This is a genomic window from Sphingobacterium sp. UBA865, assembly GCF_002295765.1.
GTDB classification, from domain to species: domain Bacteria; phylum Bacteroidota; class Bacteroidia; order Sphingobacteriales; family Sphingobacteriaceae; genus Sphingobacterium; species Sphingobacterium multivorum.
In genome coordinates, this window is the sequence record NZ_DBGB01000010.1 from 23,862 (window position 1) to 46,078 (window position 22,217).

Here is a 22,217-nt window from a genome sequence, read left to right on the forward strand (position 1 = left end):
GTCTTATCTTAATGATAGCAGATGAATACTACAAGTATACTGTTGGTACTCTTCTACAATGTTACCGATTTGTTATTTGGTTTTTATACAATTTTTTTACGCAAACGATTGCTTTAAAAATAAATCATGGTGGAATTTGTCGTTTTTTTTACTACGATCCAATCCATATACATTTTGGAAAATGGTGATTTTTGTTTTTAACTTAATTTTAGATGGATATCACTATCCAGAAGAAGAGTTGCTGGATTAGATTCTGAATAATCTAAACAACATGTTGGTTTATAGGTGTGTAGTCGAGAGAAGTGGATATATCGCAATAAGAGGAATTGTATTCCTCTTATTGCATTTCGAAGAATTCCGCTCGCTATTTTTTATTCACTGTATTTACTTCCACTTCGGGTTTCACTTTTAGGGAAATCCGTATAGGCTTTTCCTCCTTAACTTGAATGTTTTTGATCTTGATTTGAACTGACATTGGCATTGGCAGAAAGATTGATCCGCTTTGGTTGACGCGGTTGAATATCTTCGACCCATACTTCCTCAATTTTAGGGGCTACTTGCATTTCTTCGACTATCGGTGAAACTCTTTTTGATGGAGTAGACTCTTTTCGAGGCTCCGCAAATCTGATTCGCTCCACATGTACCTCATCGATTATTTTTGGGGAATTTTGAGGTGGAGCAGGTTTTTTTCGAGGTGCCGGGAAACGTACATTATCCTCTTGTTGAGAAGAAGACCTCTGCTGGGATATTATTGGCGGAGCCATCTCCTTTGTTGGTGATTTAGGAATTCTTCCACTAGTTTTAGGAGCCTCCGATTGCCGTGATGCAGGCGGCGTTATTGCGGTGTTGGCTGTCGCGGCTTTTTTTGGCGTAGTCGGCGTTGTTTTCTGTGCCTCCACATGTGTTGAAAACAACGTGGATATCGCTACTGTCAGTAATAAAGTAAGCGCAGGCATTAACAAGAGTTTACTTCGGGTTGTTCTTTTTTGTAACATAATTAATCGTTTTTTTGTTGTTAAGAAATTAAAATTACTGGCCGGTAATGTGTTTATATCAGGGGTGGACATGCTCCACTCGATAATTAAATGTTGGTATCTTAACTTTTCATGAATCTTCACTACTGCATCATCTGCAAGGTATTCATGTGTTTGTCGGATCGATTTTTGAATGAGATAAATAAAGGGATTGAACCAAAAAAATATACCCAAGAGCTGTATAAAAAGAACATCCATTGAATGGCGTTGATTGGCATGGGCCCGTTCGTGCGTTAGAATTGACTGATCAATATCGCCCTGTTGATAGGCCTCTTTGGGAACATAAATTTTTTGAAAAAAAGTAAAAGGTGTTTTTAAATTGCGTATGCAGTAAATAGATTGTTCATGAGTCGGGGTGGCACTTCGGATATAATACAGGAATTTGCGGTACAACCAAATCTGTTTCAAGAGTAATGCAATGGCGACAATTACATAAACTAGCAGAGCGAGGTTGTACCAATCGACATAATCATTATTGAAGAGTGCTGAATCCGTTGCGGGCTGTGTAATAATCGGTCCGACCGGGATTGCATCGCTGTCTCTGTCATTCAATAAGCTGAAAACATCATATGGGACAGCGATTTGGATCATTGGAATGATGACAGATAAAGGGATAATCCCAAGTAAATAACAGCGGTTGAATAGCAACGACTTCTGGTTGCGTAGTACTGACCAATAAATGAGATACAGTAAACCCGAACAGGCTATCAGTTTTCCAATATATAGCATCATGTCTCTTTATTTTTAATTTCGGAATCAATTATATTTTTCAGTTCCTCCAATTGCTCTTTGCTCAGCTGAGATTGTTTAGTGAAAAAAGAAGCAAATTTTAATGCTGAATTGTCGAAGTAGGTTTCTACAATATCATTTACATGTGCTAAGTAATAGTTGTCTTTATCGATTAGTGGATAATACTCCCTCGAATTTCCATAAAGCACATAAGATATCGCCCCCTTTTCAGTCATTCTCTTCAATAATGTAGCAACAGTTGTTGGCGCCGGTTTAGGTTCAGAATACGCTTCCATAAGATCTTTCATAAAAGCTTTTTTCATGTCCCAAATGTAGCCCATCAATTGTTCTTCCGTAGCTGATAATTTATTCATACTACAAATATAGATATTCTACATTGTGTAGAATTAAAAAGTGTTAAATAATTTATATTAATTTATTTTGTTGATTTTTAGCTGTTTAAATTATTTGTTTTAAGGGTGAGGATGATTTTGCCGTACAATTAGTTGTCAATTCGCATATACAAACGGTAAGTATATACAAATATGAGGGCGAATATGTGCTTGTATTTTTTCAGCTAAGGAATCTGTGGTAGCCTATAGCTGTAGTTCGATACTTAGTTTAGAGGGTTAGAAAAGCATTCAAAGTATAAATAAAACAAAATGGAATGTATCGTTATTATATATGGCGTTGGCCCTGTGGTGGGCGACAGTTTTAAAAAAACTTAGGATAAATAATGGCAAAACTTTTTTTAGTACGGCATGGACAATCGCAATGGAATTTGGAAAATCGCTTTACGGGTTGGCAAGATATTGATATTACCGAATTGGGACAACAGGAAGCTCGGCAGGCGGGAAAGGCTTTGGCAAATGAACGAATTGATATAGCTTATACTTCAGCGCTTATGAGAGCACAGCATACATTAAAGATTATTTTACATGAAATGGGCAATCCTTCCGTCCCCATTGTTATAAATGCTGCTTTGAATGAACGTGGTTACGGACAACTTGAGGGCTTGAATAAGGCTGAAACGGCCAAAAAATATGGTGCCGAACAAGTGCATATCTGGCGTAGGTCTTTTGATGTTCCGCCACCAGGAGGGGAAAGTCTTAAAGATACATACGAACGTGTTATTCCATATTATGAACATTTTATAGCACCTAAACTGAAAGAAGGCAAAAATGTACTTGTTGTTGCGCATGGCAATAGCCTTAGGGCACTGATTATGTTTTTGGAACATCTTTCTCCGGAACAAATATTGGAACGGGAGATCGCTACCGGACAACCGATCGAATATCAGGTTGAGGGATAATGTTATACTGATTTCTAGGCTAATCTAATCATTCATGAAATGGTGAAATTGCAGTTGTGAAACAAAAAATCCTGCCATACGAACGATGAGCAGGATTTTTGTTATTTGTATCCGCGTTATACTATTTCAAAACGAATTTAAATCCTAAAGAAAAACGCGATGGTTCGAAATTAGAACCATGAGAAAGATTCCACCAAGGTTTCCAGTCGAAATGCATGGCTAATGGTGCCGAAGGTATTTTGAACTCTAGACCCAAGGCTGGACGGATCGCAAAGTCAGTATGTGTTTTTCCATCTTTCCAATGGTAGTCGTCATACCAGTCGTCGTGCCATTTACCATAATCAATAAATGAAACTTGTGGACCAACACCAATGTACCATGAAAGACCTCGAGATCCAGGAATACGTTTATTGTATGAATAATCCACACCGATAACAGTAATATTGTCTCCAAATAATACTTGTGCATTTCCGGCGTCATTTCCACCAAAATTGTGTTTTATCTGTGGACCGAATAGCGTTTGACCATCGCCGACGTCTATTCCAAGACCAATGGCTGTCCGATAGGGAGTTTGTGCGTTTGCTTGCTGATGAGCAGCAAATAGTAGCGTAAAAAGTGTTAGAAAAGGTAGAATTACTTTTTTCATGATAATTTAAAAAAATATTAGTTGTGCGTTTTCGATTAGAAAACTTTCGCTGTTCAAACAAATAGTTTGCCAAAGATTTTTTTAATATTTTGATAAACAATAAATGATCTGTAACTGCTTCTTTTTTAATGTCTTTTTTTGTGCATAATCTGAAATAAAACCAACCGTTTTTGCTAGCGTGTTGTTCTAATCACAGAAAGTCTGTTTTTTTCAAGGTATAATTAGTGCGCTGGACTATTTTTTATCGATGAACTATTATTAGATGTTATAAGACAGCATGTAAGATGCTACAAAATACGGAAAATGGAGAAACTACAAATCAATACCGAAAAGATTGAAGAATGGATTGCAGCGGGATATGATGTTCTTCAGGATGGAAAATTAATTAAAGTTGAAGGTGATCTACAGGAATTTCTACAACAGTTTGCTGATGATACAGCAGATGGAGGACCAAAAATATATTTGTTGAAGGAGCTGCTTACCTGGCCGGAGGAAGATTTAAAAAAAATAGAAATGGGTTATGGAACAGATGAAAATACCTGAAGATAAAATTGTACCACTGGATTTTGATTCAGAAGAATTACCTTTTGAAATTCGTGAGCTACGTCCTGTTGTTTTTAAAGAAGAAACATCGTATTGGTGTTTACTGGGGCCCGATCCGCATCAAGGCATTTTCGGAAACGGTGAAACGGCTTTAGATGCATTAGCCGACTGGCTAGAAAATCTGCAGGCACGTTTAAAAACCGGAGACGAAAATGATGAAGTAGCGAATTACGCTCGGGAAAGCCTTAAGGCATCAAATCGTGATGTGTGGTAATATTTTGTATTTATAGCAGAAGTCTTCCAATATACAATGGAAAGAGTCGGTTAGTTGGATATAGTAGGATAATTTCTCAGTCTAATCGGACTCTTACAGCGTACATTAGCTAAATTAACAGTTGGGTTAATTTAATTACCATCTTATGCTCTCGAAACCTAAAAACGAGAGATATGTTGATGAAAAGAAAACTGAACCTTTAAAAATTGACAGTAAAGACAGTTTTATAGCGAATTATCTGAATAAGATCGCATACTTCTTTTATTTAAAAATCAATTTATCTATGTTTGGAGTAACATGTTAAGTCTGTATGTGGCTGACTTTTAACAGTGTTGGTTTTGCATCATAATATATTTTAGATGAACAAAAAGGAACAGGTCAAAGAAAGAATTGGACAGGCGGCCATGGAATGTTTCGAGCGTTATGGATTGGAAAAAACAACCTTGGAAGACATTGCTAAAACTGTGGGATTGAACAAAACGTCTCTTTATTATTATTACAAGAACAAAGAGGATATTTTTATTGAAGTAGCCATACGAGAGGGACAATCTTTTATCGATACATTACAAAAAAGTACATTGCAAAAGAAGGGCGTGGAGAATCAGATTTCTTTTTATTTAGAATCGAGATTGAACTATTATACCAATGTGCTCAATATGAACAGGGTGTCTGTCGAATCACTTGATAAGATTTTACCTCGTTTTTTTGAACTTTATGATGCCATGATGGTGCAAGAGAAAGCTTTTCTTACGAAGCTTCTTACGCAAGCCATTGCACATGAAAAATTGGATCTAACAGATCCTGAAAATATAGCTTCTGTACTTATAAATTTTGCTAATGCATTAAAACATAGCACAGAACAACAGGCAATACTGAAGCGGCAGGTCGAAATTGACTATGCACAAAGTCTTCGGGATACCAAATTTCTAGTCGGCCTAATTTTTAGGGGACTTAGAATCTAATTCTCGATTGTCCATTTAGGAGAATCATGGTGGGTAAGGTGAAGCATTGAAGCGATAATAATACGCTAACCAATATAAACATGAAAAAAATTGCCTTATTAATCCAGATTCTCTGTATCTGTGTGCCATTTAGCTTGTCTGCACAACAGATCATCAATGGGCAGGTCAGTAATAGCTCGACATCCGAGCCGGCCTATGCCGTTTCGATCCACGTAAAAGACGGAAAGGAAGGTACTTTTACAGATGATCGAGGGCGTTTTCAGCTGAAAACAAACAAACCACTACCCATTACGCTCTATATTTCCGCTATTGGATATGAATCGAAAGAAGTTTTGGTGAATAACCTGTCATCGCCTTTGCGTATTTCGTTGAATTTGTCCCCCATTTTGGGGCAGGAGGTTGTTGTTTCTGCAAGTAGAACCGTACAGAGTAAACTATCCGCTCCAGTAACAATTGAGCAAATGAGCAGCAAAGACATTCGTAATGTTGCACAATTAAATTACATGGATATGCTTCAAGGTTTGAGGGGAGTCGATGTTACCGTATCCAGTATTGGTTTTACCAGTGTTACAACGCGGGGATTTAATACCAGTGGGAATACCAACTTTACGCAGATCGTAGACGGGATGGATAATCAGGCGCCCGGTCTGAATTTTCCGCTCGGGTCAGTCATCGGGCTAACCCAGCTTGATGTCGATAATATAGAGGTGCTGTCTGGAGCATCTTCGGCCCTGTATGGTTCAAGAGGATTGAATGGTACGATGGTGGCCACAGGCAAAAATCCGTTTAAATATCAAGGATTAAGTGTACTGGTAACTCAAGGTGTAAACCATATTAATCCTAAAAAAAACAATGATCCGGTGCCTACGTCACCTTACTATGATTGGGCTATCCGCTACGCAAAACAAATGGGGAATAAAATTGCTTTCAAGCTCAATGGCCAGTATACACAGGCAAAAGATTGGGTAGCCAACGATGAAACCAACAAAAATGGTCCGGGGACAGCGCTGACAGATCTAAACTATAATGGAGTTAACCTGTATGGTGGAGCGACTTCGACCGATATCAATCCCTTTTTGGAAGGTGCACTGCAGGGAAATCCGGAATTGGCCCCCTTAATCGAACCCTTACTGAAAAATCCGAATTATGTTGCCCGGACTGGATATCCTGAATATGGCTATCTCGATAATAGAGCCAAGCTCTTTAAAATCAATGGTGAATTCCGTTACAAGGTTTCCACAAATATTGAAGCCGTAGCTTCAGCCACTTTTGGTACAGGTAATATTGTGTATACCAACGATACGCGTTATTAGCTGAAAGGATTTAAAGTTGGGCAATATCGGCTGGAACTTCGTGGGGATAAATGGTTTTTCAGAACGTACACAACCCAGGAAAATTCAGGGAGAACACTGGTTGCAGGGCCGACAGCACAATATATCAATGAATCTTGGAAAACAAGTTACGATGGAGGAACAGGTGGCTGGTATCCTGAATATACTGCTGGTCTCTTAAATGCACTTGCTTCGGGTACTTCACTCACAGACGCTCATTTAGCAGCGCGCACGCTAGCCGACCAAGGACGTGCAGAACTCGGAACACCACTGTTCAATAGACTGAAAGACAGTATCAGCAATACACCAATATCGCAGGGCGGAACGCTGTTCTTGGACCGCAGTAAATTATACAATGCCGAAGCACAATATAATTTTTCAGATCTCGTGAAATTTATGCAGGTGATTGCAGGTGTCAATTGGCGTTTGTACAATCTAAATTCAAAAAATACATTATTCCCAGATAAGGATAAGCCAATTCATGTAAAAGAGTACAGTGCATACCTGCAACTCGCCAAAAAAGTATTGGACGATCGCTTGAATATTGCTACCTCATTCCGTTACGATAAAAATACGTTGTTTGCTCAACCAAAATTAACTTCACGGGCATCACTGGTGTTTGATCTGTTTCATCAGAATTATTTACGCCTTTCTTATCAGAATGCGTATAGTTTCCCCTCCAATATACAAGCTTTACAAAATACCTTAAATGGTTATAATAGCTATTCCTCCGGTGGTTCATCGCTGCTGTTGATCGATAATTATCAGTTTGACCGCTATCCTCCTTATACCTTGGAAAGCGTGCAGAAGTTTCAGCAATCGAACGATCCAACCGTACTTCAGAAATTTAAATTTGATGATATTAAACCGCAGTCGGTTAATGCTTTCGAACTGGGTTATGCAGCTATGTTGGGTAAGCGGGTGATGATCGATGTGTTAGGCTATTTTTCAACTTGGAAGAATTTTATTGGCTATGCCAATGTTGCTAATACTCCTGGAAGCAATGATTACAATGCGTTTAAAGATCATGCAACCTATGTGCAGTATAATATCGCCTTTAATGGCGGAGAGACCGTAAATACCTATGGATACGCCGCGAGTCTTAGTTTGGATCTAGGTCGGAATTTTGTAACCAAGGCCAATTATTATTCTGACTACCTAAAAAATAAAAACAATAGTCAAATTAACAACTTCAATACACCACACTATCACTTTAATTTTGAATTCGCGAATAGTGGCTTTGGAAAAAAACAAGTTTGGTCGTTTAGTACTTCCTTACGTTATAAACCGGGCTACTATTATGTCGTGTCTGGGGGGCTTGCCGCAGGCCAAGTGCCAAGCTCGGCGGTGATCGATGCACAAGTGAGCTATAAGTTTGTTAAGGCTCGTTCCGGAATTCGCATTGGCGGAACCAATATCACAAACAAATACTATTCTACAGGTATTGCTAATCCACGTATAGGTGCAGTATATTATGTCACTTATGCTTATAATATTTTCTAATCAAAATTAAATAAATCAGACCATGAAAAGATATCTAAAACAATTGATCGGTATTGCGGTCACAGCTCTCTTGATGTACAGTTGTGCCGACCAATCGAAAGACAGTTACAAAGTCTTAACGTTTACTCCTGGACAGGAAGAGGCTATTGAGGAAGCTTTCCTCTCCATTAAAGATAGCACCAACATCGTGCTAAAAGCCGGGAAATACTCCTTCGATAATTTGAGTATCGCACAAGTAAATCATATTAAAATTGAAGGTGAGGGCTATGATAAGACAATTATTGATTTTTCCGGTCAGACACAGGGGGGAGAGGGAATACGGGTTACCGATGTGAAAGGTTTAACGATTGGAAATATGACCATTCGTGATTCAAAAGGAGATCTGTTGAAGATAAACAATAGTCAAGACGTTGTCATTTCAAACCTTCATAGTATATGGGGCTCGGCCGATTCTACGAGTGGTGGATATGGGATTTATCCTGTGCTCTGTAAGAATGTGCTTGTCGAGAATTGTTATGCCGAAGGGGCTTCAGATGCCGGTATTTATGTGGGACAGACAAAAGGTGTTATTGTGCGTAAATGCAAGGCAACGAAAAATGTGGCTGGATGTGAAATTGAAAATACAACAGATGCTGAAGTTTATGATAATGAATTCTATGGAAATACAGCCGGATTTCTGATTTTTGATCTGCCTGAACTTTCACAGCGGGGTGGAAGAGTAAAGGCGTATCACAATAAAATCTATACTAATAATTTTAAAAATTTTGCCAAAGGTGGGAGCTTCGGAACTTTCTGGGGGGGTAGGGAATGCATCACCGGGAAGTGGTATTATTATTCTCTCGACATCAAATATCGAAATTTACGATAACGTTATCGAACAAAACAATACCTCTGCGATTACGATCGCTTCAGGCTTTGCAGTCGATGAAAAAGCTGGAGAACGAATCAATGCAAATTACTCTCCAATACCCACACATGTTAAAATTTATAGAAACACCATTAAGATGGGGGATAAATTCCCGCAAGCAGCATATGAGCATCGTATCGGTCAATTGATTATTGCTACCGAAGCCCAGTTAAATAGCGTTGAGCCGGATCGAAAAAATAAGCGAATTCCAGCCATATTGTATGATGGTATCACCAGTAATGTGATCACGAATGGTCGCACTCAAAACCCAGATTCCATCTGTATCAATCAGCCGGGTGAGAATATGTTTGTAGCCGCAGATTTTAGTCACGCAGGTCAACCAGCGAAGTGGAAACCCTCAAGTAATGTACAACCTTTTCAATGCAATTAACCGTGAAACCAACAAAATTTGCCCTCGTCTGTACCGGAATATTGAGCGTGATCCTGCTAGTGCTGCAACAGAGCTGTCGGCAGGGACAAAAGAAATCATCAGACCATGGGGTTGTTTCTTTTGAATTTAAAGAACGACTGTCCGAATACGGCTTTTTTACTGGAAAACTAAATCAATTAATCGCAAGAGCCGATATCTCGGGCTACGATCTGAGTACACCTCTATTTTCTGATTATGCCGCTAAAGACCGCTTTATTGTATTGCCAAAAGGGGGGGAAATGGGCTATACAGAACATGGTCCGTTAGATTTTCCCGACTCAACAATTATTATAAAGAATTTCTCCTACATCAATGAACAAAAGCAAAAAGTATTGATAGAGACGCGCTTACTGGTGAAGGATCCAGCTGATCATGCCTGGAAAGTGATGAATTATCTGTGGAATGATGCGCAGACTGATGCGATGAAACACATTCGTGGTGCTAAACTACCGATTACATTGATCGATAATGCTGGCAACAAGCATACTACAAACTACATGGTACCCAATACCAACGATTGCAAACGCTGCCATAACAATAGCTCCAAGCTGATGCCCATAGGTCCAAAAGTCCGAAACCTCAATTTTGTGCGATTAGGCGATTCGATCAATCAACTCGCCAAATGGGTTTCTCTTGGTCGGATGGTCAATATGCCCAATCTAAAGAGTGTACCGCAATTGCCCGTATGGACTGATGAAAACAAATTCAGTTTGGAACAACGGGCAAGAGCCTATTTAGATGTGAACTGTGCGCATTGCCACACCAAAGGGGGAGACGCTTATAATACAGGGCTTTTTCTGGATTATGATGTGAAAATTCCTTCACACCTTGGTATTGATAAAGCTCCTGTTTCAGCTGGAGGTGGAGCAGGTGGCTTGGATTTTGATGTGGTTCCAGGAGATGCCAAGCATTCTATCCTGCTTTATCGGATGAATAGTGTGGAACCGGGTACAGCTATGCCGGAGTTGGCCAGAAGTATAATACATCAAGAAGGTGTGGATCTGATTCGTCAATGGATCTATAATATGCCGTCAAAAAAATAATAATATTGATCTTCAATTGGTATGAACAAAGAGACATCAACCGATCAGATCGGTTTAATATTTGAACAGCAGCAGCTTTTTAAATATGAATTACGGTCTAGCAGTGCAGAGGAACGGATAAAGAAACTCTACAAGCTAAGGGCGCTTATTGAAAGTCATGAGGATTTAATCTATGCGGCGCTCGAAAAAGATTTACGGAAGTCACGAAATGAAGCCGCCATAAGCGAAGTATTGTTTATTTACGGTGAAATAGCATTTGCAATACGACATTTACGAAAATCGATGAAGCCTAGAAAGGTTGGTCGCTCAATGACCAATTTTCTTGCTAAAAGCACAATTACCTACCAGCCTAAGGGTACGGCGCTTATTATATCGCCTTGGAACTACCCATTTCAGCTCACCATGAGCCCCTTGATTTCAGCTATTGCAGCGGGTAATTGTGTGATTTTAAAGCCCTCAGAACATAGCCCATTCACATCGGCAGTTATTGGGGAGATCTTGACCAAAGGATTTGACCAACGGGAATTGGCCTGTATTGAAGGTGAACAGCATGTTTCCGAAGCACTATTAGCGCTTCCTTTTGATCATATTTTCTTCACCGGGAGTCCGGCGGTAGGCAAACTGGTTATGCAGGCTGCCTCCCGCAATCTCAGTTCCGTGACCCTAGAACTTGGCGGAAAATCTCCCGTTATACTAGATGAGACTGCAGATTTGGAAATGACTGCCCACAAAGTTGCTTGGGGAAAATTGATCAATGCGGGGCAGACCTGCATTGCGCCAGATTATGTTCTTTTGCCTAAAGATAAGCAGGATGAGTTTGTAAACTATTATCTAAAGGCGGTTAAAAGTATGTTTTTCACCGGGGATGGGCAGCTGGATCGAACAGTTTACGCGAAGATCATTAATCAAAGGCACGCTAGTCGTCTTGTTTCATTAATCACCAATGCAATAGCATGTGGGGCAAAACTACGCGAAGGCGGACAATTAGCCGATGATCTGACATTAAGCCCTGCATTGTTGATCGATGTGAGGGCCGACAACAGCATTATGCAGGAAGAAATATTTGGTCCCATACTTCCCATAATAACCTATGAAGACCAAGAAGAGGCTCTAGCACTGATTAATCGTGCTGAAAAGCCTTTGGCTTTGTATATATTTAGCAATAACAAGTCCAATATTCAATATATCCTCCAACAGGTGTCCTCTGGAGGTGCTTGTGTGAATGACGTTTTGATTCATGTTTCCAACCCTCATTTGCCTTTTGGTGGTGTCAATGGCAGTGGCTTGGGCAGCTGTCATGGGCAGTTTGGCTTTAAGGCATTTTCACATGAAAGAGCTGTCATGTTTCAGTCTAAATTTTCAGTTTCTACGTTGATTTATCCACCCTATGCTAAAAAGAACAAGGTTTTTAAATTATTGAAGAAATGGATTTAGTCAATTGAAACGGTGTTTCAATAAAGACAGCTACCCTGCCCTTTAGAGCCAGCTATCCGGGAAGGATTTAGTTGCGATTGTAGCTTGTCACTCGATTGACCCGTAATAGGAGTTCTTCCGGGCTAAACGGCTTCACCATGAAATCTGAAGCGCCAAGATCAAAAGCTTCAATGACGACTTCTTCTTGTCCCATGTTGGAAAGTACAATGACGGGGATTTTTTTCTCGAGCTTTTTTATGGAAGAAAGTACTTCTATTCCTGAAGCAAACGGCATCATAATGTCGGTAATGATCAAATCGAGATCCATTGTATTGAGCTTTTCAATTGCATCTTTTCCATTGGTGGTAGTGATAACCTCATGACCTGCCTTGATCAGTTTGTATTGAACTGTCCGTAATATCAACTCATTATCTTCTGCAATTAAGATGACCATCTTATTTTTATTATTAATATACTACTATGGAGGCCACAACAAGTTTAGATCCTATTCCATATCCTGACGATAGGTACAGAATATTTTACAATATATGTTTAGTTTTCAGCTTCTGTTTGTGTTTTACATGGTCTGAAAACATAGGTAGCAAAGAAGGACTTCAATAGCAAGAAGCTTATTATTGGAAAATGATCGCAAAATTGCTTTCGGCTAATATGAAATTCAATGTCCCCAAGTGAATTTCTGCGCAAATATAGGATTGTAATAGAAATATTCAATAAAAGAAAAGCAGTAGAAGGTAAATTTTATGCTAATCTGTTGTTGATGAGTTTTGTATCCTTCCTTTTTTACAAAAAGTAAAGACTGAAAATTAAAGATTGTAACATGATGTTACGGATAAGGGAGACGATAGCTGACAGATGTTTTAATCCCTGTATACCAGAATTATTCATTATATTTAATCAACCTAGTTCATTCGATATGTCATATAATATTCCCGAGAATCTGAAAGGTCTTTCCGCAACTGAGGTGCATGCCTCCCGAGCTAAATATGGTTGGAATCAATTGAGCGATAGCCACAAGAATACATGGTTTGAACTGCTTGTGGATATTTTGAAGGAGCCTATGCTGATTCTATTGATTATCATCTCGATGATTTATGTTTTTGTGGGGAATTACGGAGAGGCCGTATTTATGTTTGTCGCTATTGTTGCCGTTACGGCAATTTCCTTTTATCAGGACAATCGTAGCAAAAAAGCCCTGGAGGAACTTGAAAAGCTGAATGAACCATTAAGCACTGTGATTCGAAATGGGAAGGTTAGTGAAATTCCAACACATGAGATTGTTGTGGGCGATCTCTGTATTACAGAGGAAGGTCGAATTATAAACGCTGATGGTCGTATTTTACATAGTAACGATTTTTCTGTCAATGAATCTTCGCTGACAGGGGAAAGTTTTTCGGTCTTTAAGGACAGTAAGTCCGAGGATAATCTGGTCTACAGTGGGACAGTTACGGTCTCGGGCCTGGCCGTGTTTGAAGTTACTGAAATCGGTAAAGAGACACGTGTTGGGAAAATCGGTGAATCGATAAAGAATATCAAAGAAGAAATTTCGCCATTGCAGGTGCAAATCCAAAAGTTTGTAAAAGCAATGGCCATTGTCGGTATACTCATTTTTTTATTCGTATGTATATACAGTTTTATTGATAGTGGTAATTTGGTGGCGAGCTTGCTCAATGGACTTACGTTGGCGATGTCTGTGTTGCCAGAAGAGATTCCTGTTGCATTTACGACTTTTATGGCGCTTGGCGCATGGAAGCTCATGCGTGAGGGGATTATCATCAAAAGAAGCAGTATTGTTGAGACTTTGGGCAGTACGACGGTGATTTGTACCGATAAGACCGGGACTATTACAGAGAATTCCATGCAATTGAAATACCTCTATAATTATGCTACGGATTCATCTTATGATCAGGAAAGGTTTGATGAATCCGATTTAAGAGAGCTTATCGATTATGCGATGTGGAGCAGTGAGCCTGTGCCCTTCGACCCCATGGAAATTACGTTACATAAAATATATGAAAAAACGCAAAAGCGGGACCTCAGAAAGGAATATGCACTATTTCATGAATATCCTTTAGAGGGTAGACCGCCGATGATGACCCATCTTTTCGAAAATACAGGAAAAGATCGGATTATTGCTGCCAAAGGGGCGCCGGAGGCTATACTTAGCGTATCCAAGCTGTCCGATAAGGAGAAAAATAAAATTAGGGCTATTGTTAAATCCTATGGAGCGCAGGGTTTTCGCTTATTAGGTGTGGGGAAAGCGACATTCGAAGGCAATAATTTCCCTGCGAATCAACAGGAATTTGAGTTCCAATTTTTAGGGTTGACGGTATTTTATGATCCGCCCAAAAAGGGTATTCAGGACGTGTTTCAAGATATTTATGATGCGGGGATTAAAGTCAATGTGATTACCGGCGACAATGCCGATACGACTCAAGCAATAGCAGCTCAGGCCGGAATTCGTATTTTGTCTGCGCCGGTCAATGGCAGTGAAATCGTAAACAAGTCCGAAGCTGAAATTATGGCGATAGCAGAGCAAACAACGCTATTTACCAGAATGTTTCCGGATGCTAAACTGGCCATTGTAAATGCCCTGAAAAAGAAAGGCGAGGTCGTGGCGATGCTTGGCGATGGGGTGAACGATGGCCCAGCATTAAAAGCAGCCCATATCGGCGTGGCAATGGGCAATAAAGGTACTGAAATTGCAAAATCAGCCGCGGTATTGATTATCACAAACGACGATTTACAAAAGTTAATAATCGGTATAGCCGCCGGAAGAAGGATTTACGCAAACATCAAGAAGGCGGTTCAATACATTATTTCTATTCATATCCCCATTATTTTGACCGTATCACTCCCTTTGTTTTTAGGCTGGGTATTTCCGCAGATTTTTAGCCCTGTGCATGTGATTTTCCTCGAATTGGTCATGGGGCCTACTTGCTCGATTGTATATGAAAATGAACCTATTGAAAAGGATACCATGAAGCGGCCTCCTAGAGCTATGAGCGACACTTTTTTGAGTATAAATGAGCTTGGAATCAGCATTGTTCAAGGCCTGATAATCACCATAGGAATTCTTTTTGTTTATCAATTTGCTGTTCAGCAGGGGGGAACCGAGGAAAAAACAAGGGCTATGGTTTTTGCTACTTTAATCTTTGCCAATATTTTACTGAGTTATGCCAATCGATCTTTCCATTATAGTATCCTGGAGAGTTTTAAAAACCGAAACTTGCTGCTCGTTGGGATTTCGATCGCTGTGCTTCTATTTTTAGCGGTGATATTATATGTTGCTCCGGTTGCCCAATTTTTTGCTGTAACAGCCCTAAGTGGATATGAATTGGGAATAGCGCTGTCCGTGGCTGCAGTATCCGTTTTATGGTTTGAGGTTTATAAATTGATCCGGAGAATTTCAGTTCAAAGAAAATCTGATAAATCTTAATATAAGATTAGGATTTGAAATTTACACTAACAACGATTAGCTGAGAGGCAGCCTAAGCTCATGATGCGATGCAGTTTCAAGTGCGATATTTGATGGCGAAATGATTTCTGTAGTGATTTGAGGTGGAAAAATGATGTTATCAGTCTTACTGAATAAATTTCGAAGTAATTCCTCTTTTCTTGATGTAGAAATTCAGCGCTCGCCCTGCTTCCGTAGGTCGATCTGTACTTAATATGTCTGCGCCGCGATCAATAAACCCAGCATAAACTTGAAAGCCTTTTTTGTCGGCCTGTTTGTCCAAGTTCCCCAGTGTACCCAATATGCACATGATGCCATGGTCATGTAGTATTTTGGTTAATGCTGGATCTGCTTCACGTGTTCCGACGAAAGCTAACAAGCGATTGTCGGGTATATCTTTTTCATTTAGACGAGCAAGGTCCTCAATGTTATTGACCGAAGCCGAAATCATGATGTCGCTCGCCAGACTGTGTACTTTGGCCGCTTGGTTGGCACTATACGTAATGATGACTACGCTGGATTCTGCTCTTTGTTTGCGAATAGCGTTGATAACGGCTTCATAAGGGACATCATTTTTAATGTCTAAGGTGAAGATTACCTTTCCTTTTCCCCAAGCAAGTGCTTCTTCCAGCGTAGGGATCCTATAGGGCGTTATCTTTTTGTTATTGTCCAATAGACGAAGACTTTTGAGCTCAGCCAATGTGCTGGCGTTCACAGTCCCTCTACCTGTGGTTGTTCGGTTTAGCGTATTATCATGCATTAATATTAATGCTGAGTCTTTACTGATACGAACATCACATTCAACAAGGACTGGCTGTAAGCTCGCGTTATAGGAAAAAGTTTCGATTGCATTCTCCGGGTATCCGGATGCGGGGCCCCCACGATGCAAACTGACCAATGGATAACGATTATCATCATAGGTCAAAAACTGATATAATTCCTCCACATTTTGGAGCTGTATACGTTTACCCACCGGCAAGCCATCCGTATTGGCTCCATTACGAAAGCAACTGCTTACGATAAAGCAGATCAATAAAAGGAAGTAGTGGGGGGTACGTATATTCATTATCTATCTATTGTACTGATTAATCAGATCGGCCAGTGTCTCGACACTCGTGTTTAATTGGTCAATCGTCAAATGTGCCTGTGTATAATAAGGTTCTCTTTCGATCAACTTTTCTTCAATAAATAGCCGTAGTTCCTCCGGTGATTTTCCGATCAGAATGGGCCGTTTGTGTAATTTAGATTGAGAAAGACGGTCAAAAAGTGCTTTGGGCGACATCTGTAAGTAGACGGCATAACCATTCGCCTTGATCCATTCCATGTTATCAAAGAAACAGGGGGCGCCACCACCCGTAGATATTACGGCAGCATTCTCCGCAAATTTACGCAATTGCTCGCGTTCTAATGTCCGGAAGGCGTCTTCACCATGCTGACTAAAATATTCGGTAATGCTCATGCCAATTTGTTTGACGATTTCCTCATCAGTGTCGATGAAAGGGAGCTCGAGTTTGGTGGCAAGTTTCTTACCCAGGGTAGTTTTTCCACTTCCCATATAACCAATCAAAAATATAGGTTTAGGCATAGGTACTATTTGTCTTTACTTAGAAATTTATCTTCAATGGTTTTGGCATCCGGAAAATTATTATAGTGCCATTTTCCGACGACGTTGCCTCCTTTTAGGAGCAGTACACCAGGATTTGCTCTCACCATGCTTTTCAGAGGAATGAGATCGGCATAGAATATCTCCGCAATTAATTGCATTTTATCACTCAGATATTGCGCGTCTTTGGATGCAGAAGCAGTCAATAGAACAACGCGCAGTCCATTATAATCTTTTGTTAACTGAATGGCTGTCTGATTGATCTTTTGGATAGCATCAATATTGGTCGAAGAAAGATCTTTTGCAACGATCACAATGTTATAATACGGGTTGGCAATGATTTCCTGTGTATGATCTGCACCATCAGCGTCTGTAATTAAGAGATCAGGAATAGGGATGTCATATCCTTTTTTTACTAATCTACTCTCAGGCTCACCTATAATTTCCCATGATTCATCTTCCCATAGCTTGTCAGCCATATAGACTTTGTCATTGACCTTTTTGGTTTCGCCTGTCTTTTTGTTTTTCATGGTATAGATTTGCTCAAAGACATCGCCTTGTTTGCCTTCAGGTAATACCATTAATGAAGGTAAGTTGTTGCCAACTTTGTAGGGTAAGAAATCAATAAAGGGGAGGTAGTTTACGGTGTAAACACCAATACCTAAGGAGATGATCGCTGTAATCAAAGTAGCAACGAATTGATTGCCTGATCCTTTGATAATTGATCGTAATTGTTTTCGGTTAAAAAATATAATAAGGATCAAGGCCAAGAGCACCAGATCTTTAGAAAATGATTGCCAAGGTGTGAGGGGGATGGCATCGCCAAAACAACCACATGAGGTCACGACCTCAAAAAATGCCGAATAGAAGGTTAGAAAGGTGAAAAACAGGATCAGCAGCAGCAGGCCCCAGGCAACGGTATTTGCATAAACCCCAAGTAATAAAAGTGCGCCTAACAAAATTTCAAAACCACATATCACCACGGCCATGGCAGTGGCGTATTCATTAAAAGCTGTGAGATGAAAGACCTCAAAGTATTCCTGAAGCTTATAGCCAAACCCTGTCGGGTCATTTGCTTTAATAAAACCGGAGAATATGAACAAAAGTCCCGTAAAAATCCGGCAAAATCCTAAAAGATAATTTGTTTTGGTACGCTGCTGTGTGGCTGTCATAATCCGATTATTGTTGTGCAATTCCTAATTTAATTAATGCAAAAACTGCGTAGTTGAGCATATCTTGATAGTTGGCATGGATGCCTTCAGAAACAAGGGTTTGCCCATCATTATCTTCAATTTGTTTAACGCGGTGAATTTTCATCAAGATCAGATCTGTCATGGAAGAAACACGCATATCGCGCCATGCTTCACCATAATCGTGGTTTTTGGCAAGCATGAGATCTCTGGTCTCGGTAACCTTTTCGGTATATTTCTGATTCACAAAAGTTGGATCCAGATTTTCTTCACCATCTTCACCCAAATCAATCTGAATCATGGCCATGACACAGTAATTGATAATACCGATATATTCGTCGACAATGCCTTCGCCAACTTTGGAAACCTTTTTGATTTCTAGCGTGCGTATACGTTGTGCTTTAATGTAAATCTGGTCTGTAATGGAAGATAGGCGCATAATCCGCCAGGCCGTTCCATAATCTTTTGTTTTTTTAATAAATAAATCCTGACAATGTTTGATAACATTGTTATATTCCTGAATGGTATCCATATCGTTGATTGAAGAAACTTGATGAGACAAGTTGTGATTACACTACAAATATAATTAGAAAATAATACTTCCAACGGTCAAATGAATGTACAATTTGTGCTTTATTGCTAAAATATAAGCAATAATTTTGGATATTACCACACTTAATAGTTCGCAGGGACAAAGAGTAGCGGCATTGTGCAAGTACATGACGTGAATTTCTCGTTTCCTATAGCTGCAAACGTTTAAATATAGGTAACTTTAGATAAGTTTGATCAGTTTGCATGGTATTGCCAACTTTGAAGATCGTAAAAATATAATTCATGGATTTTAAACAACCTGTTATTAGAGATGTAGAGATCATCCGATATGTTCAGCCATTTCGGGAAGGAGGGTCTTTGCCCGCATTAGTCGATGCCGATGACGGCTTTAGTTATGTTATAAAATTTAGAGGGGCAGGTCAGGGACGAAAAGCATTGATCGCAGAACTGATCGGTGGAGAGCTAGCAAGATTGCTAAAATTGAGGGTTCCCGAAATTGTATTTGCGGAGCTGGACGAATCCTTTGGCCGTACAGAACCCGATGAAGAAATTCAGGATCTGCTCAAATTTAGTGTAGGCAAAAACCTGGGACTTCATTTTCTGAGTGGAGCCATCACATTTGATGCGAATGTTGATGCCATCGGCGCGGAGGAAGCTTCGAAAATTGTCTGGTTGGATTCTCTCTTGATGAATGTTGACCGTACCGTTCGGAATACAAATATGCTGATATGGCATAAAGAACTTTGGTTGATAGATCACGGCGCTTCCTTATATTTTCATCACAGTTGGGATAACTGGGAAGAACAATCCCTAAAACCATTTGTTCAGATTAAAGATCACGTACTGCTCAAAAATGCGAGTATGGTGGAGAAAATAGATCAGGAATATCGTTCCGTTTTTACGGAAGCGGTATTTCGTGGAATATTGGCGGTGGTACCCGATGAATGGCTGGAAGATGCCGAACGTGAGCTCTCTGCGGCCGATGCGCGCGAAGTGTATGTTTCTTTCCTGAAACAGCGTGTAGCCAATTCATCCATTTTTGTAAAACAAATAGAAGATGCCAGAAAAGACCGTATATGAGTATGCTGTGGTACGTTTGATACCACGAGTGGAGCGAGAGGAATTTATCAATGTAGGCGTAGCTCTTTATTGTCGTAAGTATCGTTTTGCGAAGATGGTTTATCTGGTCAATGAACAAAAGGTGCGTGCTCTTTGCCCGAATATCGAGTTGGAGTTGATCGAAAATCATCTGTCTTCCTTCCAGCGAATCTGCCACGGCGAAAAAGATGCCGGTAAACTTGCCGAGTTAGATATCACTGAACGGTTTCGTTGGCTCACAGCGAAGCGGAGTACCCTGATTCAATGCTCGGCATCACACCCCGGATTATGTGAGGATCCCGAAACAACATTGAACGAGCTGTTTGAACGCTTGGTTCGCTAAGCTAAAAGATATGCTCTGCTCATCAAATGAACTCAATGATCGGCAATGGGGCTAAGTTTTGATAATAAGGCTTAATCTATCAATATTGTATAGTATATTTGTTTTAATAAACTAGTGAAGATGCATGATTTTTATCAACATATCTATGAACAGCAATTGGCTGTTCTAGAAATGCCTTCTAACAAGAAGATCTGCGGCTGGGCTATCCGAATTGTGGATGTGCTCTTCCCCGAACGAAATTCTAGCGAGATGAAATCGGTCGATGATGTGAAGCTCGCTTTTGAACAATTTGAATTGGAGCTTGAGCAGCTCCTGAGCAAATCCAAAGCTTGTCAAAGCTGCAATCACTCGGAAGTAGCGCACCAGTTTTTTGAACGGATTCCACAACTTTATGAATTGATGTGCTGGGATGCAGATGCATTGATGGATGGCGATCCTGCAGCACAGAATAAAAGAGAAGTTGTACGTACTTATCCCGGTTTCTTTGCGATCTGTATTTTCCGGATGGCGAACGAACTACATCGCCTGGGTGTTCCTTTGATACCGCGCATATTGACAGAACATGCGCATTCCAAAACGGGAATTGATATCCATCCTGGAGCAACAATAGGCCATCATCTGCATATTGACCATGGCACCGGATTGGTTATCGGTGAAACCTGCACCATCGGTAATTATGTGAAACTTTATCAGGGTGTAACCCTGGGGGCCCTGAGTGTGGATAAGGTGTTTTCCAATGTAAAACGCCACCCGACAATTGGCGATCATGTTATTATCTACTCTGGAGCCACAATCCTGGGCGGCGAAACACACATTGGCCATCATTCGGTCATTGGCGGGAATGTCTGGTTGACAAGTTCTGTCGAGCCTTACACCACCGTATACCATCAGGCTACATCAAAATTTATAGATTCAAAACCAATAATATAGATACCATGGGAAATATCATAGATACCATAGGAAATACACCCTTAGTCGAGATTACACAATTTCATACAAATCCCAAGGTGCGGATCTTTGCAAAAATGGAGGGCAATAATCCTGCGGGCTCGGTGAAAGATCGTGCAGCACTCAATATGATCCGTTCGGCGATGGAGCGGGGCGATATTACAAAAGATAGTAAATTGATCGAGGCAACGAGCGGTAATACGGGGATCGCACTTGCTATGATCGCCGGTATATATGGACTAAACCTCGAGCTTGTGATGCCAGCTTCTTCAACGCGGGAGCGAACGCTTACGATGGAGGCTTACGGGGCGAAAGTTACTTTATTGGAATCCATGGAAATATGTCGCGATTATGCAGAAGAAAAGGCCGAAAAAGAAGGCTTTTTTATATTGAATCAATTTGCAAATCCAGATAACTACGAAGCACATATCAAAACAACGGGACCTGAAATCTGGCGTGATACTGCGGGGAAGATTACACATTTTGTAAGCGCCATGGGGACTACGGGGACAATTATGGGAAATTCCATCTATTTGAAGGAAAAAAATGCAGCCATTCAGATCATAGGCTGTCAGCCCACTCCTGAATCTTCCATACCAGGCATACGGCGTTGGCCCGAAGCCTATCTGCCTAAGATTTTTGATCCAAGCAGGGTAGATCGCGTTATCGATATATCCCAACAGGAGGCAACAGCGCTTGCCCGGGAACTTGTTAAGCGTGAAGGGGTTTTTGCAGGAATGAGCACCGGTGGAGCTTTTGCAGGAGCACTTAAAATTGCAAATGAAATCGACGAAGGCCTTATTGTATTTATTGCCTGTGACCGAGGTGACCGCTATTTGAGTTCAGACCTTTTTGGCTAAGAACCCATACGAACAATACCA

General features: G+C 40.3%; 23 protein-coding genes. 15 read left to right on the forward strand and 8 right to left on the reverse strand.

Annotated features, from left to right (window positions below):
* Positions 1-437: 437 nt before the first annotated feature.
* Together B2O97_RS04070 and B2O97_RS04075 are read right to left on the reverse strand one after the other, a co-directional pair.
* The gene (locus tag B2O97_RS04070) at positions 438-1,766 is read right to left on the reverse strand and encodes a M56 family metallopeptidase (RefSeq protein ID WP_286766987.1); all 1,329 of its coding nucleotides are present in this window, start codon (positions 1,764-1,766) and stop codon (positions 438-440) included.
* The gene (locus B2O97_RS04075; RefSeq protein WP_112373710.1) at positions 1,763-2,137 is read right to left on the reverse strand and encodes a BlaI/MecI/CopY family transcriptional regulator; all 375 of its coding nucleotides are present in this window, start codon (positions 2,135-2,137) and stop codon (positions 1,763-1,765) included. Before B2O97_RS04075 ends, B2O97_RS04070 begins: the two co-directional genes overlap by 4 nt.
* Before the next feature lie 362 nt (positions 2,138-2,499).
* Between B2O97_RS04075 and B2O97_RS04080 the strand changes: the two genes are divergently transcribed.
* Complete coding sequence (locus B2O97_RS04080; protein WP_112373709.1) at positions 2,500-3,075, forward strand: 2,3-bisphosphoglycerate-dependent phosphoglycerate mutase; 576 nt, start codon at positions 2,500-2,502, stop codon at positions 3,073-3,075.
* Between the two features lie 121 nt (positions 3,076-3,196).
* Here the strand turns inward: B2O97_RS04080 and B2O97_RS04085 are convergent, their stop codons facing one another.
* Positions 3,197-3,721, reverse strand: a complete 525-nt coding sequence (locus B2O97_RS04085; protein WP_046671657.1) for a hypothetical protein — start codon at positions 3,719-3,721, stop codon at positions 3,197-3,199.
* A gap of 303 nt (positions 3,722-4,024) precedes the next feature.
* Here B2O97_RS04085 and B2O97_RS04090 point away from each other — a divergent pair, with 303 nt between their 5' ends.
* From B2O97_RS04090 to B2O97_RS04130, 9 genes are all read left to right on the forward strand, one after another.
* The gene (locus B2O97_RS04090) at positions 4,025-4,264 is read left to right on the forward strand and encodes a hypothetical protein (protein WP_286766988.1); all 240 of its coding nucleotides are present in this window, start codon (positions 4,025-4,027) and stop codon (positions 4,262-4,264) included.
* Positions 4,251-4,538 carry a hypothetical protein gene (locus tag B2O97_RS04095; RefSeq protein WP_286766989.1) on the forward strand — a complete coding sequence of 96 codons (288 nt, stop codon included), beginning with the start codon at positions 4,251-4,253 and terminating at the stop codon, positions 4,536-4,538. The genes B2O97_RS04090 and B2O97_RS04095 overlap by 14 nt, the downstream gene beginning before the upstream one ends.
* A gap of 359 nt (positions 4,539-4,897) precedes the next feature.
* Positions 4,898-5,500, forward strand: coding sequence for a TetR/AcrR family transcriptional regulator (locus B2O97_RS04100; protein ID WP_286766990.1), 603 nt, complete (start codon positions 4,898-4,900; stop codon positions 5,498-5,500).
* 80 nt (positions 5,501-5,580) lie between these two features.
* Positions 5,581-6,813: a carboxypeptidase-like regulatory domain-containing protein gene (locus B2O97_RS04105; RefSeq protein ID WP_286766991.1), complete on the forward strand. Its 1,233-nt coding sequence runs from the start codon at positions 5,581-5,583 to the stop codon at positions 6,811-6,813.
* A gap of 123 nt (positions 6,814-6,936) precedes the next feature.
* The gene (locus B2O97_RS04110; RefSeq protein WP_349675890.1) at positions 6,937-8,334 is read left to right on the forward strand and encodes a TonB-dependent receptor domain-containing protein; all 1,398 of its coding nucleotides are present in this window, start codon (positions 6,937-6,939) and stop codon (positions 8,332-8,334) included.
* Positions 8,335-8,356: 22 nt separating this feature from the next.
* Entirely contained in the window at positions 8,357-9,202 is an 846-nt protein-coding gene (locus B2O97_RS04115; RefSeq protein WP_286766992.1) for a parallel beta-helix domain-containing protein, read from the forward strand.
* Complete coding sequence (locus tag B2O97_RS04120; RefSeq protein ID WP_286766993.1) at positions 9,108-9,632, forward strand: hypothetical protein; 525 nt, start codon at positions 9,108-9,110, stop codon at positions 9,630-9,632. The genes B2O97_RS04115 and B2O97_RS04120 overlap by 95 nt, the downstream gene beginning before the upstream one ends.
* A complete protein-coding gene (locus B2O97_RS04125) occupies positions 9,623-10,714 on the forward strand; it encodes an SO2930 family diheme c-type cytochrome (protein WP_286766994.1) in 1,092 nt (363 codons plus the stop codon). Before B2O97_RS04120 ends, B2O97_RS04125 begins: the two co-directional genes overlap by 10 nt.
* 21 nt (positions 10,715-10,735) lie before the next feature.
* Complete coding sequence (locus B2O97_RS04130; RefSeq protein ID WP_286766995.1) at positions 10,736-12,148, forward strand: aldehyde dehydrogenase family protein; 1,413 nt, start codon at positions 10,736-10,738, stop codon at positions 12,146-12,148.
* Positions 12,149-12,215: 67 nt separating this feature from the next.
* Here the strand turns inward: B2O97_RS04130 and B2O97_RS04135 are convergent, their stop codons facing one another.
* On the reverse strand, positions 12,216-12,581 hold the full coding sequence (locus B2O97_RS04135; protein ID WP_286752397.1) for a response regulator transcription factor: 366 nt from the start codon (positions 12,579-12,581) through the stop codon (positions 12,216-12,218).
* Between the two features lie 480 nt (positions 12,582-13,061).
* Between B2O97_RS04135 and B2O97_RS04140 the strand changes: the two genes are divergently transcribed.
* Positions 13,062-15,584: a cation-translocating P-type ATPase gene (locus tag B2O97_RS04140; protein WP_286766996.1), complete on the forward strand. Its 2,523-nt coding sequence runs from the start codon at positions 13,062-13,064 to the stop codon at positions 15,582-15,584.
* Positions 15,585-15,729: 145 nt separating this feature from the next.
* On the opposite strand, the gene B2O97_RS04145 is transcribed toward B2O97_RS04140, so the two are convergent.
* Genes B2O97_RS04145 through B2O97_RS04160 form a run of 4 tightly spaced genes read right to left on the reverse strand, consistent with a single transcriptional unit; the run spans position 15,730 to position 18,927 of the window.
* Positions 15,730-16,668 carry a glycerophosphodiester phosphodiesterase family protein gene (locus B2O97_RS04145; protein ID WP_115049646.1) on the reverse strand — a complete coding sequence of 313 codons (939 nt, stop codon included), beginning with the start codon at positions 16,666-16,668 and terminating at the stop codon, positions 15,730-15,732.
* Positions 16,669-16,671: 3 nt separating this feature from the next.
* Complete coding sequence (locus B2O97_RS04150; protein WP_046673900.1) at positions 16,672-17,187, reverse strand: shikimate kinase; 516 nt, start codon at positions 17,185-17,187, stop codon at positions 16,672-16,674.
* A gap of 5 nt (positions 17,188-17,192) precedes the next feature.
* Positions 17,193-18,377, reverse strand: a complete 1,185-nt coding sequence (locus tag B2O97_RS04155) for a BT_3928 family protein (protein WP_286766997.1) — start codon at positions 18,375-18,377, stop codon at positions 17,193-17,195.
* A 7-nt stretch (positions 18,378-18,384) separates the two neighbouring features.
* Positions 18,385-18,927 (reverse strand): DUF1599 domain-containing protein, encoded by a 543-nt coding sequence (locus B2O97_RS04160; RefSeq protein WP_046673902.1) that lies wholly within the window; start codon positions 18,925-18,927, stop codon positions 18,385-18,387.
* 302 nt (positions 18,928-19,229) lie between these two features.
* Between B2O97_RS04160 and B2O97_RS04165 the strand changes: the two genes are divergently transcribed.
* The 4 genes from B2O97_RS04165 (at position 19,230) to cysM (ending at position 22,196) form a co-directional block, all read left to right on the forward strand.
* Complete coding sequence (locus B2O97_RS04165; protein WP_046673903.1) at positions 19,230-20,027, forward strand: HipA family kinase; 798 nt, start codon at positions 19,230-19,232, stop codon at positions 20,025-20,027.
* Positions 20,005-20,388: a DUF3037 domain-containing protein gene (locus B2O97_RS04170; RefSeq protein ID WP_070564732.1), complete on the forward strand. Its 384-nt coding sequence runs from the start codon at positions 20,005-20,007 to the stop codon at positions 20,386-20,388. The genes B2O97_RS04165 and B2O97_RS04170 overlap by 23 nt, the downstream gene beginning before the upstream one ends.
* A 120-nt stretch (positions 20,389-20,508) precedes the next feature.
* Positions 20,509-21,318 carry a serine O-acetyltransferase gene (locus B2O97_RS04175; protein ID WP_046673905.1) on the forward strand — a complete coding sequence of 270 codons (810 nt, stop codon included), beginning with the start codon at positions 20,509-20,511 and terminating at the stop codon, positions 21,316-21,318.
* Between the two features lie 5 nt (positions 21,319-21,323).
* Positions 21,324-22,196 (forward strand): cysteine synthase CysM, encoded by an 873-nt coding sequence (cysM, locus tag B2O97_RS04180; protein WP_286766998.1) that lies wholly within the window; start codon positions 21,324-21,326, stop codon positions 22,194-22,196.
* The last annotated feature ends 21 nt before the right edge of the window (positions 22,197-22,217 follow it).